At 63.4% G+C, this 13865-nt stretch carries 12 protein-coding genes; 5 read left to right on the top strand and 7 right to left on the bottom strand.

Translation table 11 applies throughout. The features are described from left to right. Positions 1 to 58: 58 nt before the first annotated feature. Entirely contained in the window at positions 59 to 1897 is a 1839-nt protein-coding gene (locus tag HYR72_02090) for a thrombospondin type 3 repeat-containing protein (protein MBI1813749.1), read from the bottom strand. Positions 1898 to 2324: 427 nt separating this feature from the next. Between HYR72_02090 and HYR72_02085 the strand changes: the two genes are divergently transcribed. The 3 genes from HYR72_02085 to HYR72_02075 all read left to right on the top strand — a co-directional run bounded on the left by HYR72_02085 (position 2325) and on the right by HYR72_02075 (position 6099). Further along, positions 2325 to 3473, top strand: a complete 1149-nt coding sequence (locus tag HYR72_02085; protein ID MBI1813748.1) for an MFS transporter — start codon at positions 2325 to 2327, stop codon at positions 3471 to 3473. A gap of 244 nt (positions 3474 to 3717) precedes the next feature. Then, a complete protein-coding gene (locus HYR72_02080; GenBank protein ID MBI1813747.1) occupies positions 3718 to 4950 on the top strand; it encodes a cytochrome P450 in 1233 nt (410 codons plus the stop codon). Between the two features lie 18 nt (positions 4951 to 4968). Next, positions 4969 to 6099 carry a nitronate monooxygenase gene (locus HYR72_02075; GenBank protein ID MBI1813746.1) on the top strand — a complete coding sequence of 377 codons (1131 nt, stop codon included), beginning with the start codon at positions 4969 to 4971 and terminating at the stop codon, positions 6097 to 6099. A gap of 25 nt (positions 6100 to 6124) precedes the next feature. Here HYR72_02075 and HYR72_02070 read toward each other — a convergent pair whose 3' ends face one another. Continuing rightward, the gene (locus tag HYR72_02070) at positions 6125 to 6301 is read right to left on the bottom strand and encodes a hypothetical protein (protein MBI1813745.1); all 177 of its coding nucleotides are present in this window, start codon (positions 6299 to 6301) and stop codon (positions 6125 to 6127) included. Positions 6302 to 6441: 140 nt separating this feature from the next. Here HYR72_02070 and HYR72_02065 point away from each other — a divergent pair, with 140 nt between their 5' ends. Continuing rightward, a complete protein-coding gene (locus HYR72_02065; GenBank protein MBI1813744.1) occupies positions 6442 to 6636 on the top strand; it encodes a hypothetical protein in 195 nt (64 codons plus the stop codon). A 301-nt stretch (positions 6637 to 6937) separates the two neighbouring features. On the opposite strand, the gene HYR72_02060 is transcribed toward HYR72_02065, so the two are convergent. The 5 genes from HYR72_02060 to HYR72_02040 form a co-directional block, all read right to left on the bottom strand. Then, the gene (locus HYR72_02060) at positions 6938 to 7876 is read right to left on the bottom strand and encodes a transglutaminase family protein (protein MBI1813743.1); all 939 of its coding nucleotides are present in this window, start codon (positions 7874 to 7876) and stop codon (positions 6938 to 6940) included. Next, positions 7822 to 8568 (bottom strand): peptidase, encoded by a 747-nt coding sequence (locus HYR72_02055; GenBank protein ID MBI1813742.1) that lies wholly within the window; start codon positions 8566 to 8568, stop codon positions 7822 to 7824. Before HYR72_02055 ends, HYR72_02060 begins: the two co-directional genes overlap by 55 nt. After that, the gene (locus HYR72_02050) at positions 8565 to 9566 is read right to left on the bottom strand and encodes an alpha-E domain-containing protein (protein ID MBI1813741.1); all 1002 of its coding nucleotides are present in this window, start codon (positions 9564 to 9566) and stop codon (positions 8565 to 8567) included. The genes HYR72_02055 and HYR72_02050 overlap by 4 nt, the downstream gene beginning before the upstream one ends. Then, positions 9560 to 11056: a circularly permuted type 2 ATP-grasp protein gene (locus HYR72_02045; protein ID MBI1813740.1), complete on the bottom strand. Its 1497-nt coding sequence runs from the start codon at positions 11054 to 11056 to the stop codon at positions 9560 to 9562. Before HYR72_02045 ends, HYR72_02050 begins: the two co-directional genes overlap by 7 nt. A gap of 373 nt (positions 11057 to 11429) precedes the next feature. Then, complete coding sequence (locus HYR72_02040; GenBank protein MBI1813739.1) at positions 11430 to 13124, bottom strand: amidohydrolase family protein; 1695 nt, start codon at positions 13122 to 13124, stop codon at positions 11430 to 11432. Positions 13125 to 13509: 385 nt separating this feature from the next. Here HYR72_02040 and HYR72_02035 point away from each other — a divergent pair, with 385 nt between their 5' ends. Further along, a complete protein-coding gene (locus tag HYR72_02035; protein MBI1813738.1) occupies positions 13510 to 13851 on the top strand; it encodes an ORF6N domain-containing protein in 342 nt (113 codons plus the stop codon). Positions 13852 to 13865 lie beyond the last annotated feature (14 nt).

Raw genomic sequence — 13865 nt, 5'->3', positions numbered from 1 at the left:
AGGTGGCTTCTTGTGTCCTCCGTCTGCGTCCGCTTCCTTCGGTTATCGCGGCCCCGCATCATCGCTGTCTGCTACTCCGCCGTGCGGCAGAACCGCCGAGCGTTGCGGCTGCCAGCAAACAGAGCGCAAGTACCGTGAGGAGCTGGGTACCGGATGTCATCGTCGGAACCGCCGTCGGTATCCGGCGCAACGGGATGTTGTTGTTGATGATGAAGGGGTCACCGAGCTCGAGATTGAACGTGAGATAAAAGGGCGTGCACGCATTCGAGGTCAGCATGCCTGTTGCGCCCGCTTCACCGTTGCCCAAGCTCAACGGGTCCATGCCGCCGGTCGGATCAAACGGCGGCGGATCCTGGCGCAGACACATCTTGCTCGGACGAAATCCAGTCGGTGGCTGGATCGTGATGGTATAGAGGCCGGCCACGGCGACGGTGAACTGATAGAAGCCTTGCGAGCCGTTGGCCAGAAGGCTGACAGGTCCTGCTGGGCTCACCTGCACGTGTCCGCCCTTGAGAATGCGGCCGGTGGCCTCGTCATACAAATGGCCGCTCGGATCGTAGTCGAGGAAATTGGGAATTCCATCGCCGTCGCGGTCGGCGGAACCTTCGATGGCATCGGGGATACCATCGCCATCGGCATCCGGCGGGCCCGGTGTCTTCGTTGGCTTGGCTGTTCGGCTGGCCGTTCTGCTCGGACTAGGCGAGGCGGTGGGGGTCATCGTCGGCGTGGCGGTCGGGGTGGCGGTGGGCGTTGTGGTGGGTGTTTGGGTCGGCGTCGTCGTGGCCGTAGCGGTTGGTGTGTCCGTCGGAGTGACCGTCGGTGTGTGAGTCGGGGTTGCGGTCGGCGAGTGAGTCGGCGTCTCAGTCGCGGTCGTGGTCGGCGTGTCAGTCGGGGTGCTCGTGGGCGTTGCCGTCGGAGTATCGCTCGGTGTGGCCGTCGGCGTGTCCGTCGGCGTCTCGGTCGCAGTCGCGGTTGGCGTGGCGGTGGCCGTATCGCTTGGAGTCGCCGTAGGGGTACTTGTTGGGGTTGCGGTTGATGTTTCAGTCGGCGTCTCTGTCGCAGTAGCTGTGGGCGTCGCTGTTGGTGTTGCGGTCGGGGTGCCGGTGGGCGTGGCTGTCGGTGTGTCAGTGGGTGTCTGCGTGGGAGTCGGGCTCGTGCAATCCAAGGTCGCAACGGACTGAGCGATGATGATATCGCCGTTGATCGTTCCAATACCGGCGAGCGCGACATTCGTCAGGGTGATGTGGATCGCGTTGACCGTCAGGCCCGCAGCCGTCGAGCCGTCCCCAGTTTGTACTTGCTCATTCAACACGACCTTCACGCCGGAGACATTGAGCAGGATCGTATTGGCGGCCGGCGAGACGGCAATAGATAGTCCGATCGCCAGCGTGCTGGTGACGCTCGGGTTGGCAAAGGTGGTGCTGCCCGCCGCGCTGAGCGAGTCGCCACACGTCCCGGTGATCGAGGCGGTCGATTGCACTGAGGTGGCGTCGATCGTTAGCAACGACAGCAAGGTCACCACGTCGATATCGAGCCCATTCACCGTCGCATCAGCGCTGGCGCTGTCGGTAGTAGGCAGCGTGGAGCTAGCGTTCACAGTCAGGGTGCCCGTACTCAGCACTTGTCCCGTCAAGGTGTCCGACACCAGCACCGAGGCCAAGGTGTCGGTGAGCATGTAGGATGGCGGCGCGCTCCCTGACACTGTCGGCAGTGGGGCGCTAGTAATGCTAACGGTCGGTGGTAGGGCAGGCACGACACTCAGACTCACCGACTCGCCGAATGCCGAGCTGCTGCCTGTATTCGCTGCAGCCGCCAACGGCCGCCAGACTGTCACCAGCATCAGCAACCCGAAGCACGCTGCGATGATTCTTACCGAGCGAATCCACCGTGACTTCATAACGCTCTCCCTGCGTGACTGCGACCGTCAGGGTTGCGTGCGCCACAGCAGGCGGTCCGGTGACTGGAGTTGGGCCAACCCTGAACAAACGCTTCAGATCAATTTGATCGACATCGTCGCACGCATGGAGGTCGCGTCAAGATTGCAAGTTCAGTTCGACAGGCAGCTTGCATTTGACAACCGGTCCGAGGCGACGCTTGCGCTCATCATCGACCGAGCTGCTGTGGATGCCGCAATTTCAGTTGACGCGAGGCTGCGGCGTGATCGCGGTTTTACGCCGCCGTCTGGGGGCGCTCCCGATGCGCTGAGCGCGGAGCGGACGTCTCGCCTCCGAACAGTCGCACCACCCATAGACCGAGGCGACGGCTCTTCGTGCAACCTGCTATAGCTCCCGCACCATGCCGGCGATTCGAGTGAGAGGAGCAGCATGAAGCTCGCCGTCGCGCTCGCCTCGGCGTCCTTCTTCATGCTCGGCGCCTGCGTCACGTTGCCCGGGATGGTCTTGCCACTGTTGCTAGTGCAGTTTGACATGCGGTTGGTCGAAGCCGGCTCGATGCTTGCGCTGCAACCGATCGCGTATTTGCTGTCGGTGCTGGTTTCCGGGCGATTGCTCGCGCGCTTTAGCACGCGTGCAGTGCTGCGCGTGAGCGTGGGCACATTCGCCGTCGGCATCGCCGGTTTCGCGCTGACGTCAACGTGGCGTGCGGGCGCCGCGCTGCTGTTCGTCAGCGGTCTGGGCTTCGGGGTGATGGAAGTTGCGCTCAACTCGCTGCTGATCACCATCGGCGGCGAACGGCGCTCGAACTTGCTGAACTTCTCGCATCTCTTCTTCGGCGTCGGATCGTTCGTGGCACCGGCGCTGACGGCGCAAGCCGTCGCCGCCGGGGTGACGTGGCGCGTGCCGTTCGCGGTGGCGGGCGGCTTCACGGCGCTGGTGGCGGCCGGATGGAGTTTTCTCCGTGTGCACACCGACGCACCCAGCGCGGCCACGAGCGACTCACCGCGCGCACGGGCGACCACGCCGCTCACTCTGCTGCTTGCCGTGCTGCTCGGTGTCTACGTCGGTGTCGAAACCGGCATCGGCGGCTGGTTGACGAAGTACATGGTGAGCGTTCGCGATGTCAGCCTCGCCTACGGCGGCACCACGCTGTCGCTCTACTGGCTCGGGCTGGCAGCCGGTCGGCTGGTGCTGACCGGGCTGGCGCATCACGTGCGCGAAGAACGTCTCATCGTCGGGCTGGCGGCCTTCGCCACAGCGGCCGCCGCCGCCGCTCTGCTGGCACCCCAGGCTTGGTCTGCCACGGCTGCTTTCGCGCTAACCGGCCTCGGCTTCTCCGGAATTTTCCCCGCCGTGATCGCGCTCGGTGGCCGGCACCACCCACACAACACCGCGGCCGCCACCAGCGTCTTGATCGCCGGCGCCGGGCTCGGCGGCATCGTGATCCCCTGGGCGATGTCGGCAATCGCCGACGGCGTTGGTTTGGTCGCCGGGATGAGTTTCTACGCGCTGCTCTCCGGCGCGATGGCCGCTCTCGCCGCCGCGCTGCTGCAGCGTCTGCGACCCGACGAATCCTGATCCAAGCCCGCCCTCGATACGATCGCTTCGCGATCTACTCGGGCAAACGGGTATTCGATTCTCTGAGAGAAACCGTTTCCCCGAGTAGCAGGCCCCGAGTAGAAGCCGAAGACTTCGTACCGAGGGGCTGCGTATCGAGGGGGGACTCATTGCGCACCCCCTCTCGCCCGAGCGCAATCTCGCAAAAATGGGTTGACGCACCACGCGCCAAGTTGATAAACAAACGTTCGTTAAGGTCAAAACTATGCAACTTAGCGACGTCGATCTCACCGATCCAGATCTCTTTCAGCGCGGCACGCCGCACGAGATGTTCACCGTGCTGCGGCGCGAAGCCCCGGTCTTCTGGCACCCCGAGAAGAACGGCCGCGGCTTCTGGGCGATCACGAAATACGCCGACTTGAAGGAGATCTCGAAGAACCCGGGACTGTTCTCGTCCGAGCGGCAGGGTGCCATCATGCGCGACCCGTTGCCGCAGGATCTCCCGTTCGTGCAGTCGATCATGCTCAGCATGGATCCGCCGCGCCACCGCCAGTATCGCGGCTTGGTCAACAAGGCGTTTTCGCCGCGCATGATCACGGGCCTGCACGGGCGCGTGCGCGACATGGTGAAGCGCATCATCAACCGCGTGATCGAACGCGGCGAGTGCGACTTCGTCGAGGACATCGCGGCGCTGCTGCCGTTGGAAGTCATCTGCGAGATGATGGGCGTCCCCGACGCCGACCGCCGCAACGTGTACGAAGTCGGCAACCGCATGGTCGGCTTCGACGACCCCGATCTGCAGCCGGACGGCCAGCCTTCCGCGATGAACGATGGCCAGGCCGCCGCCGCCGAGATGTTCATGTACGCCGGCCATCTGCTCGAAAAGGCGCGCACGCATCCCGGCGACGATCTCGCCACGGCGTTGGTCAACGCCGAGCTCGACGGTCACAAGCTCAGCGACTCGGACTTCAACTTCTTCTTCCTGTTGCTGGTCATCGCCGGCAACGAGACCACGCGCACCGTCACCAGCAACGGCATGCTGGCGTTGATCGACCACCCCGATCAGTTGCGCGATGTGCGCGCCGATCCCTCGCTGTTGCCGTCAGCAATCGAGGAGATCCTCCGCTACGCACCGGCGGTGCATAATTTCCGCCGCACCGTCACCGCCGACACGGTGGTGCGCGGCCAACCGCTCAAGACCGACGACAAGCTGACGATCTGGTACCCGTCGGTGAATCGCGACGAGGACGTGTTCGAGAACTCGCAGGTATTCGACATCCGCCGGCACCCCAACGACCATCTGGCCTTCGGAGTGGGCGAGCACTTCTGCCTCGGGGCGAATCTGGCGCGGCTCGAACTCAACGAGATCTTCCGCGGCATCGTCACCCACCTGCACGACATCGAACTTGCCGCCCCGCCGCGCCGCTTGCGCTCGACCTTCATCAATGGCGTAAAGGAAATGCGCATCCGCTTTCGCCCCGGCGCGATCGAAGCGTGAGTCGACAAGGAGTCTGCAATGCGTACCGAACTGTGCGATCAACTCGGGATCGAGTTTCCCATCTTTGCGTTCAGCCACTGTCGTGACGTCGTCGTCGCCGTTAGCAAGGCCGGCGGATTCGGTGTTCTCGGCGCGGTCGGATTCTCACCCGACCAGCTCGAGATCGAGTTGAAGTGGATCGACGAACACATCGGCGACAAGCCGTACGGCGTCGACATTGTCATTCCCGGCAAGTACGAAGGCATGGGCGAAATCGATCCGAAGAAGCTCGAAGAGCAGTTGCTCGCTTCCATCCCGCCGCAGCACCGGGCGTTCGCCGACAAGGTCCTCGCTGATCACGGCGTGCCCAAACTGCCGGCCGACGAGAAGCCGGCGAGTCAGTTGTTGGGTTGGACGGCCGCGACCGCGACTCCGCAGGTCGAAGTTGCACTCAAACATCCGAAGGTGAAATTGATCGCTAACGCGCTCGGTACACCGCCGAACGACGTGATCGCAGAGATCCATGGCAGCGGCCGGTTGGTCGCCGCGTTGTGCGGTTCGAGCAAGCACGCGCTCTCACACAAAGCGGCGGGCATCGACATCATCATCGCGCAAGGCTACGAGGGCGGCGGCCACACGGGCGAGATCGGCAGCGTGGTGTTGTGGCCCGAAGTGATCGACGCGGTCGCGCCGACCCCGGTGCTCGCCGCCGGCGGCGTCGGCACGGGCCGGCAGATCGCCGCGGCGCTGGCCATGGGCGCGCAAGGGGTGTGGACCGGCTCGCTGTGGCTCACCGTACAAGAAGCCGACGCGCCGCCGGCGCAGACGCAGCAACTCCTCGACGCGAGCAGCCGCGACACCGTGCGCTCGCGCTCATTCACCGGTAAGCCGTGCCGCATGCTGAAGAACGATTGGACCGAAGCGTGGGAAGGCCCCGACTCGCCCGGCACGCTCGGCATGCCGATGCAGTTCATGGTTACCTCCGACGCCGTCTCGCGCGGCCACCGCTACGCCGACAAAGCGACGAAGGTGATGTTCAACCCGGTCGGTCAGATCGTCGGCACGATGAACACCGTGCGTCCGGTCAAAGAAGTCGTCCGACAGTTGGTCGAAGAGTACCTCGAAGCCAGCGAACGGTTGCAGCGACTCACCGCCGGCGCGGCCGAGTGAGGTTCGAGGAACAGGCGGCTTGCTCTCAAGCGCGCTTCGGCTTTAGGCGCGGCGCCTTCGGCTTGAGATTCACGAGCCTCCGCCGGGATTTCTTTTCCTGCTCGCGAAGATCCGCAACAATTGCGTCAATGTCGTTGTTGAACTTCGCAGCGTGCTGCTGCCGCACTTTCCTCACTTCTTCGACGATCGGATCCTTCCACATACTCATTCTCCTAGGAGCTCCTCCGGCGTACAAATGACCGGGAGTTCATAGCCCGCGGCGTTGCAGGTCGCGCTCAGGTTGTGTCTGATCTGCGCATTCGCAATGTGCCGACAATTCCATGTAACCAGGTAGTCCATACCGTGGACTACGGCGAACGCAACGTGAACGGCATCTTCCGACGCTTCGCTGGGGATTCCACCGGACTTCGTGATTCGCCGCGCCAATTCCCCGATGGCCTCAGCGGCAACCAGCACTGGCACGTGTCGCAAGAGGCGCAACCGCTTCGCGGCGGCATCGGAATCGCCGGCCGACGCTTCCTGCACGACAAGTTGTGAGCAGAACAGGTCGAAGTCACGCCGTCGTTCGCGCCACCATTTGTGCGTACTCTTCTGGTGGCCAGCCACAATTGGGTCTCGACTCGGACGGGCCGCGAGATAACTGACCACGGACGTTTCAATGTAGACCTTGTCCTTCACCGGAGCCGACCGTCACTCTCGATCTGCGCGGACCGAAGGATACGTCAGCCGATAGGGTCAGGCAAATGCGGAGTCAGAAGACTCGTCAAAGGAGAGGGATAGAACCGAATGCGTTACCTGACGACGACCAATCCGATCTGTTCTCTACCCGTCGCGAAGTCTAGTCCTCGCTGCACCGCTCTCCACACTCGCGAATTGACAACTCTACCTGGGGTGTGGCGACAGCGTCGCCGCCACAGAGCGTGCCGCTGATCGGTGCGGCAGCCGCCGGCTGCGCGCTGGCGGCGACGGCGATGTGCTGATCAACGACCGCGACGCCTTGCAGCGGATCGAAGCCGCGCCAACCGGCGCCCGGCAAGAACACTTCTGCCCACGCATGCAAATAGCGACGATCGCTCTCGACCGCTCCGCAGTAGTACCCACTGACAAATCGCGCCGCCAGGCCGACGGCGCGACACGCGTCGATGAACAGCACGGCGAGATCCCGGCAAGCGCCGGTGCCCTCGCTGAGCGTAACTGCAGCCGCCTGTGGGTCACCCTCCAGACGGATTGTTGCTCGCGACCGTTCGGCAATCCGTCGCGCCAGCGTCGTGAGAAATGGCACGGTCTGTCCGGTCGCGTCTCGCAACACTGACGTGGCGAACGCGGTAACCGAATCGTCTGGGTGCGAGCGGAGTCGGTAGGGCGCGAGCGCGCGCTCCAATTCACCGCTCGGATGCAGCGGCAAGGTCGTCGCCCATGCATCGAGAAGGAAATCGAACGGGTTCGTCCGCCGAGACTCGACGGTGCAGGTGGTGGAGATGATCAGCGAATCCGTCAGGCCGTCGAACCACACCTGCGCGACGGCGTTGCCATCGAGATCGACACACTCCGACCATCCGACCGGACGTGGCTGAACGCGAGCCCGAAAGTCCAGCAGCGCTTGCGAGCCATCGTTACGCGGGCGCAGCCGCAGGACATGCGGATCGAGTCGCACCGCCCGTTGGTAACGGTAGCGAGTCGTGTGCGTGACGGCGAACCGCATCGGCACAACGCGGATGCCACTCACCTGGTGGCCACGCGCCGCGAAGGCAGCCGCGCCAGCAAGGGCTCGATCCAATCCGACTGCAACTCGTTCACCGAGCGACGCAAGCGCTCTTGCCACCAGTTGGAAATCTCGGCGAGGTCTTGCTTCTCATAGCGCTGCTGCACGAGTTGGTATGAGTCGCGCTCGTAGAGCACAACATCGATGGGGAAGTCGACGTCCGCTGCACTGATGCGGGTGGAGTCAAAGGCGAGACAACCGACCTTCAACGCGTAGGACATCGGATCCTGGTACTTCAACGTGCGATCGAGTACCGGCTTGCCGTAGCCGGCCGCGCCGATGATCTGCGATGGCGTGCCCTGCCCGACCTCAATCCAATTCGCTTGCGGGTACATCAGATAGAGCTTGTGCTCGCGGTCGCGTTCGAACTGGCCGCCGACCAACGCGTGGATGTTGAAATCCAGCCCACTGCCGGTCAACGCGACCTTGTCCTCTTCGGCAACGCGACGCACCTGCGCACCGAACGCGTTGAGCGCCTTGAACACGCGATCGAACGTCGGACCGCTTTCGTCCAGCACTTCCTCGAAGTAGGTGAGTGCTTTGTCGCGCACCGAGCGCAGACCGGACGTCATGATGAAGAGCGACTGGCGTTCGCTTTCGTAGGTAAAGATCTTGCCGGCGGTGCTGCATTCGCTACCGGCGGTCACCAGCGTGTCCGCAATCGAGACCAGGCCGTCGTCAACCTTGATGCCGAGACAAAACGTCATTGGTTTGCACCCCAGAAACCAGAAGCGGGACCGTACGGCTGCTCGATGGCCATCGACCGAACGAAGAAGGTTTCGTGAATCGCATCCGCGACCAAGTTGAGTCGGAGTTGCAGACCGTCGAGGAACTCATGCACGCCGGCGGCGATGATGCCGCGAACGTCGGTGAACGCGAGTTCCGATCGCAATTGCCCGAGGCGCTGTTCCGCCGGGTTGCTGAACGTGCCGCTCGGCGTGCCCGAGATGGCATGCAGGGAATCGTCGGCAACGATCAGGCAGCAGTGCACCGCGCGCGGGAACTCGCGATCGAGCAGCAAGAAGTCGACGATGCCGTCGGGCGCCACGCGGCCGTGCCGCTTGCGATACATTTCGAGCGCGCTGGCCGAACGCAGCACCGCGGCCCACTGGACGTCATCGACGGGAGAGCCGACGTCGGACACGGCGGGCAGCAGCAGAAAGTATTTCACATCCAAGATGCGCGTGGTCTTGTCAGCGCGTTCGAGTTTGCGGCCGAGTCGATCGAAGCGCCACGCTTCGCCGTGCGACATGGTGGCATCGGTCACTCCCGTAAAGAGATGACTCGCCATCCGCACTTGGGTCAGAAACTCTTGCGGCGCCTCCAGCACGCGCGGCTGCCGCGCCGCGTCCCGCACCAGAAGATAGAAGGTATTGAGCTGCTCCCACATTTCGCTGGTGATGACTTCGCGGATCATGCGGGCGTTCTCGCGCGCCGCGGTGAGACACGACAGAATCGAATTCGGGTTGTCGATGTCGAACGCGAGAAACTGGATCACGTTGGTCCGCGACGCCACGTCGAAACGCTCCGCGAACCGCACGCGATCGCCGGACGTAGTGACCAACGCTTCCCACTGCTCGGCCGTGGCCGCGGTCGGCAGATCGAGCGTGAGATGGACGTTGACTTCCACACAGCGGGCGACATTCTCCGCCCGCTCGATGTAGCGGCTCATCCAATAGATCGAATCGGCGACGCGACTCAGCATGCGACCGATGCCGCTCCGGCCGCTGGGGTGACGTCGGCGTGAGCGGTGCCGCGTGCACCGTCCGCGACCACCCACGTGTCTTTGCTGCCGCCACCTTGCGATGAGTTCACCACCAGCGAGCCCTTCTTGAGGGCCACGCGCGTCAACCCACCGGGCAGCACGTAGATGTCGCGGCCGTACAGCACATACGGACGGAGATCGACATGGCGCCCTTCGCAATGGTCGTCGACCAGCACCGGCGCGCGTGACAAACCGAGCGTCGGCTGCGCGATGTAGTTGCGTGGATGCGCGGCGATGCGCCGCGCGAATTCCTCGCGTTCGCTCGCCGTCGAATGCGGCCCCACCAGCATGCCGTAGCCGCCCGACTCGTTCACCGCCTTCACCACCAACTCGTCGAGATGGTCGAGCACATACTGGCGGTCCGCCGCATCCCAGCACACATACGTCGGCACGTTGGGCAAGATCGCATCTTCGCCCTCGTAATACTGGATGATCTTCGGCACGTAGGCGTACAGCACCTTGTCGTCCGCGATACCGGTGCCCGGCGCGTTGACGAGCGCCACCCGCCCGGCACGGTAGACGTCCATGAGGCCGGGCAGCCCGAGCAACGAATCCGGATTGAACGCCAGCGGGTCAAGGGCATCGTCATCGATCCGGCGATAGATCACATCGACGCGTTGCAAGCCGCGCGTCGTACGCGCACACACCCAACCGTCGGCCACCACGAGATCGCGTCCCTCGATGAGTTCCACGCCCATCTGCTGGGCCAGGAACGAGTGCTCGAAGTAGGCCGAGTTGAAAACGCCCGGCGTCAGCACCGCCACCGTCGGTGACCCACCGGTCTCCGGCGCGACGTACTGCAGCATGTCGAGCAAGCGGCTGGGGTAGTCATCGACCGGCAGGACGCGCGAGGCATCAAACACTTCAGGGAAGGTGCGTTTCATCACGTGCCGGTTTTCGAGCACGTACGAAACCCCCGACGGACAGCGCAGATTGTCCTCCAGGACGTAGATCTGCCCGTCGCGATCGCGCACCAGATCGGTGCCGGTGATGTGGCACCAGATGCCGCGCGGCGGATGAAGCCCGACGCAGGCTTGGCGGTACGAGGCGGCGGAGCGGACGATTTCCTCCGGCAGGATGTGATCCTTGAGGATGTGCTGCTCGTGGTAAATGTCGTCGACGAAGGCGTTGAGGGCGTGCACGCGTTGCTTGAGGCCGCGCTCGATGCGCGCCCACTCACTCGCCGCCACAATCCGCGGGACGATATCGAATGGAAAGATCCGTTCGGTGCCGGCGGTATCGCCGTACACGTTGAACGTGATGCCCATTTGCAGCAGCAAGCGTTCGGCGGTGTGTTGTCGCCGCCGCAATTCGTCGGCGGAAAAGGACTGGAGTTTCCCGACGAGTACTTCGGCTTCCGAGCGCGGTTGCCCGTCGGCGAGTAGCAACTCGTCAAAGAAGTCCCCGGTGTCGTAATCCTGAAAGAGCATAGGTCATCGACCGGCAGACCGGCGACGTTCAGAGAAGCATGGCGCGTGCCGCCACCAAACGCGCACCGGGCCTGCCCGGTGCGTTAACGGGACTGAGTAGTGTGGCTGCAAATTGATCAGCTGCTCACGGCACGGGCAGCAGCGGATTTTGACGAGAACGCGGTGAATCTCGATCAGCGATCAGCGGGCTTTGCACAAAAGGGGCCCTCGATACGATCGCTGCGCGATCTCCTCGGGCAAACGGATCTTGGGGGGATCGCTCAAGAGTATCCGTTTCCCCGAGTAGCAGGACCGAGTAGGAGCCGCAGGCTTCGTATCGAGGGCTGCATATCGAGGGGCTCCCCTCAGGACGACTCTTTTGTGCAAAACCCGATCAGCAACTACTCCGCAGCAGCCGCCCCGCGGCTACACCGGTTTGCTTGTCGTTCTCGATCGTGACTTCACCGTTCACCAGCACGTAGCGATACCCGATCGCCCGCTGGATGCGGCGCCATTCGTTGGCGGGGAAGTCGTGGACCTTTTCCACCGGCGTCATCGCTAACCGATCGAAGTCGTAGACGACGATGTCGGCGGCTTTGCCCTCTTCCAACGTGCCGCGGTCGGTGAAGCCGGCGCAATAGGCCGGCAAGGTCGACAATTTCCAGTGCACGTCTTCGAGCGAGAGGACGTTGTTGTCACGGGTGGCGCGGATGATGGTCTCGGTAGGATACCGGCCGGCCGTCAGGAAGCGCGTGTGCGCCCCGCCATCGGAGACGCCGGGGATGACGTACGGATCGAGCATCAGATCGCGAAAGCCGGCGAGCGTGGTATTCGCCGGCAACGAGAAGAACGTCGCCTTGAGGCCATCGGCGCACGCGATGTCGAGCAGCACATCGACCGGATCTTTGCCGAGCTGCTCGGCGATATCGCCGATGGTTTCGTTGACGTACTGTTTGGTCTCATCGCAGAAGGTCTCGGCGACGACGATGTTCTCGATCGCGCTCAGCGCAATCCACGGCCGATTCGCGCGGAGATCGGGGCGGCGCGCCGGGTCGGAGAGTTTCTGCAGCCGCTCGGCCACCGTGCCGGTGGTCGCTTCAGCCCAGCATTGCATTTCGTCGAACAGGTTCCACTCGTCGAACGAGAAAGTGAATCCGGCGTCGGTGGTGACGCCTTGGCCGTACACCGGCAAGCCGCGTTCGTGACAGCCGCGCAACCACGCGAGTTGGCCGAGATGCACGTGCGGCGCGTTGTCGAAGGCGAGCACCACATTCCAGAGAATCGGCCGGCCGCTGACCTCGGCCAACGTGGCGAGGTGATCGAGCGTGGTGCCGTCGCTCTTCGCCAGCGTCATCTGAATGAAGCCTTCGTTGCGTTCGGCCAGGACTTCGGCGAGATGGATGCAGGTTTCGTCGCGCATGACGTCGCTGACCATCGGCGTGCCGTCGAAGTCGCGCTGCACCTCGACGCCGCTGCCGGGTTCGAGCCGCTGCGCCGACCAACCGCCGGCGCCGTGATCCATCGCTTCGTGTAGCAGGCGCCGCATCTCGGTGTGCTCGGCCTCGCTCGGCATCACGCCGGCTTTGGCGCGCTCAGCACCCAGCACCCACACCAGCAGCGGCCCCACCGGCATGAACGGACGCACGTTGATCGACTTGGGCAGCCGATCGAGACAGTCGAGAAATTCCGGGAACGTGATCCAGTCCCACGGCAAGCCGGCCTTCATCGCGTTGTACGGGATCGCCTCGACGCGCGTCATCGAGCGCATCGCCCGCTCGCGATCGTCGGGACGCACGGGAGCAAAGCCGAATCCGCAGTTGCCGATCACCACCGACGTCACGCCGTGCCAGCCCGACAGCGTGCAGTACGGATCCCAGAACACCTGCGCGTCGTAATGCGTATGCAAGTCAACGAAACCCGGCGCGACGATCATGCCGTCGGCATCCAACACGCGGGTGGCATCCGCTGGCTTGATGTGCCCGAGCTTGGCAATGCGGCCGTTGGTGATCGCGACGTCGCAACGCCGTCGCGGCATGCGCGTGCCATCGACAACCATGCCGCCTGTGATCACTGTGTCGTAGCGAGCCATCAAGAACCTCCGCGTGCGTGGCGCTGCGTGCTCACGCACCCGGTGCTAGTCCTCCGGCGTCACGCTTGTCAAATGGAGAAGCGATTCTGGGTAGTGTCCTAGTTTGGGGTGGCCTTTGACTCGATCGCTTGGCACCGATTTGGAATTCCTTGCCCGGCTTGCCGTGAGCCGTGGAATTCTCGTATCGTCGTGCCGGTCACCATGAGCGACGCAGACTTCATCCACGATGTCTTCCTCAGCCACATGCTCTGCATGTCGGCGTATGCGTTCGGCCCCGACTGGGCGGTCCGGTACGTTCCGTTTTCGCGACCCGCTGAATAAGGAGGGCGGGCGCAAGAAGCTTGAGCTTTGATATTCTAATCTGGCATTTCAAACGAAGCGGCCCATGAACAGCACACGAGCAACTCAACTGGTCCCCATTGAGCGGGTCGAACGACTGATCCATCTGGCGCGAGGGGAGAAAGTGTTGCTCGACGCCGATCTGGCCAAGCTCTACGGCGTTACCACCGGCAACTTGAACAAAGCCGTCAAGCGCAACCGGGGCCGGTTTTCACCCGATTTCATGTTTCAACTGGCGGATGAAGAGGCGACGGCTTTGATCTTCCAATCTGGAATATCAAAACAACGGGGCGGACGAAGACACAACCCCTATGTCTTCACCGAGCAAGGCGTGGCGATGCGCTCCAGTGTGTTGCGGAGCGAGCGCGGAGTGAAGGTGATGGGATAATCTGGAAGCGATCG

Source organism: Deltaproteobacteria bacterium, assembly GCA_016178705.1.
Lineage (GTDB): Bacteria > Desulfobacterota > Binatia > HRBIN30 > JACQVA1 > JACOST01.
This window is presented reverse-complemented; position numbering and strand designations above follow the sequence as displayed.

Coding starts and splice junctions, on each gene's coding strand:
- HYR72_02055 (MBI1813742.1), bottom strand. CDS start 8,568: ATGACGTTTTGTCTCGGCATCAAGGTTGACGACGGCCTGGTCTCGATT.
- HYR72_02035 (MBI1813738.1), top strand. CDS start 13,510: ATGAACAGCACACGAGCAACTCAACTGGTCCCCATTGAGCGGGTCGAA.
- HYR72_02040 (MBI1813739.1), bottom strand. CDS start 13,124: ATGGCTCGCTACGACACAGTGATCACAGGCGGCATGGTTGTCGATGGC.
- HYR72_02050 (MBI1813741.1), bottom strand. CDS start 9,566: ATGCTGAGTCGCGTCGCCGATTCGATCTATTGGATGAGCCGCTACATC.
- HYR72_02075 (MBI1813746.1), top strand. CDS start 4,969: ATGCGTACCGAACTGTGCGATCAACTCGGGATCGAGTTTCCCATCTTT.
- HYR72_02090 (MBI1813749.1), bottom strand. CDS start 1,897: ATGAAGTCACGGTGGATTCGCTCGGTAAGAATCATCGCAGCGTGCTTC.
- HYR72_02080 (MBI1813747.1), top strand. CDS start 3,718: ATGCAACTTAGCGACGTCGATCTCACCGATCCAGATCTCTTTCAGCGC.
- HYR72_02085 (MBI1813748.1), top strand. CDS start 2,325: ATGAAGCTCGCCGTCGCGCTCGCCTCGGCGTCCTTCTTCATGCTCGGC.
- HYR72_02070 (MBI1813745.1), bottom strand. CDS start 6,301: ATGTGGAAGGATCCGATCGTCGAAGAAGTGAGGAAAGTGCGGCAGCAG.
- HYR72_02045 (MBI1813740.1), bottom strand. CDS start 11,056: ATGCTCTTTCAGGATTACGACACCGGGGACTTCTTTGACGAGTTGCTA.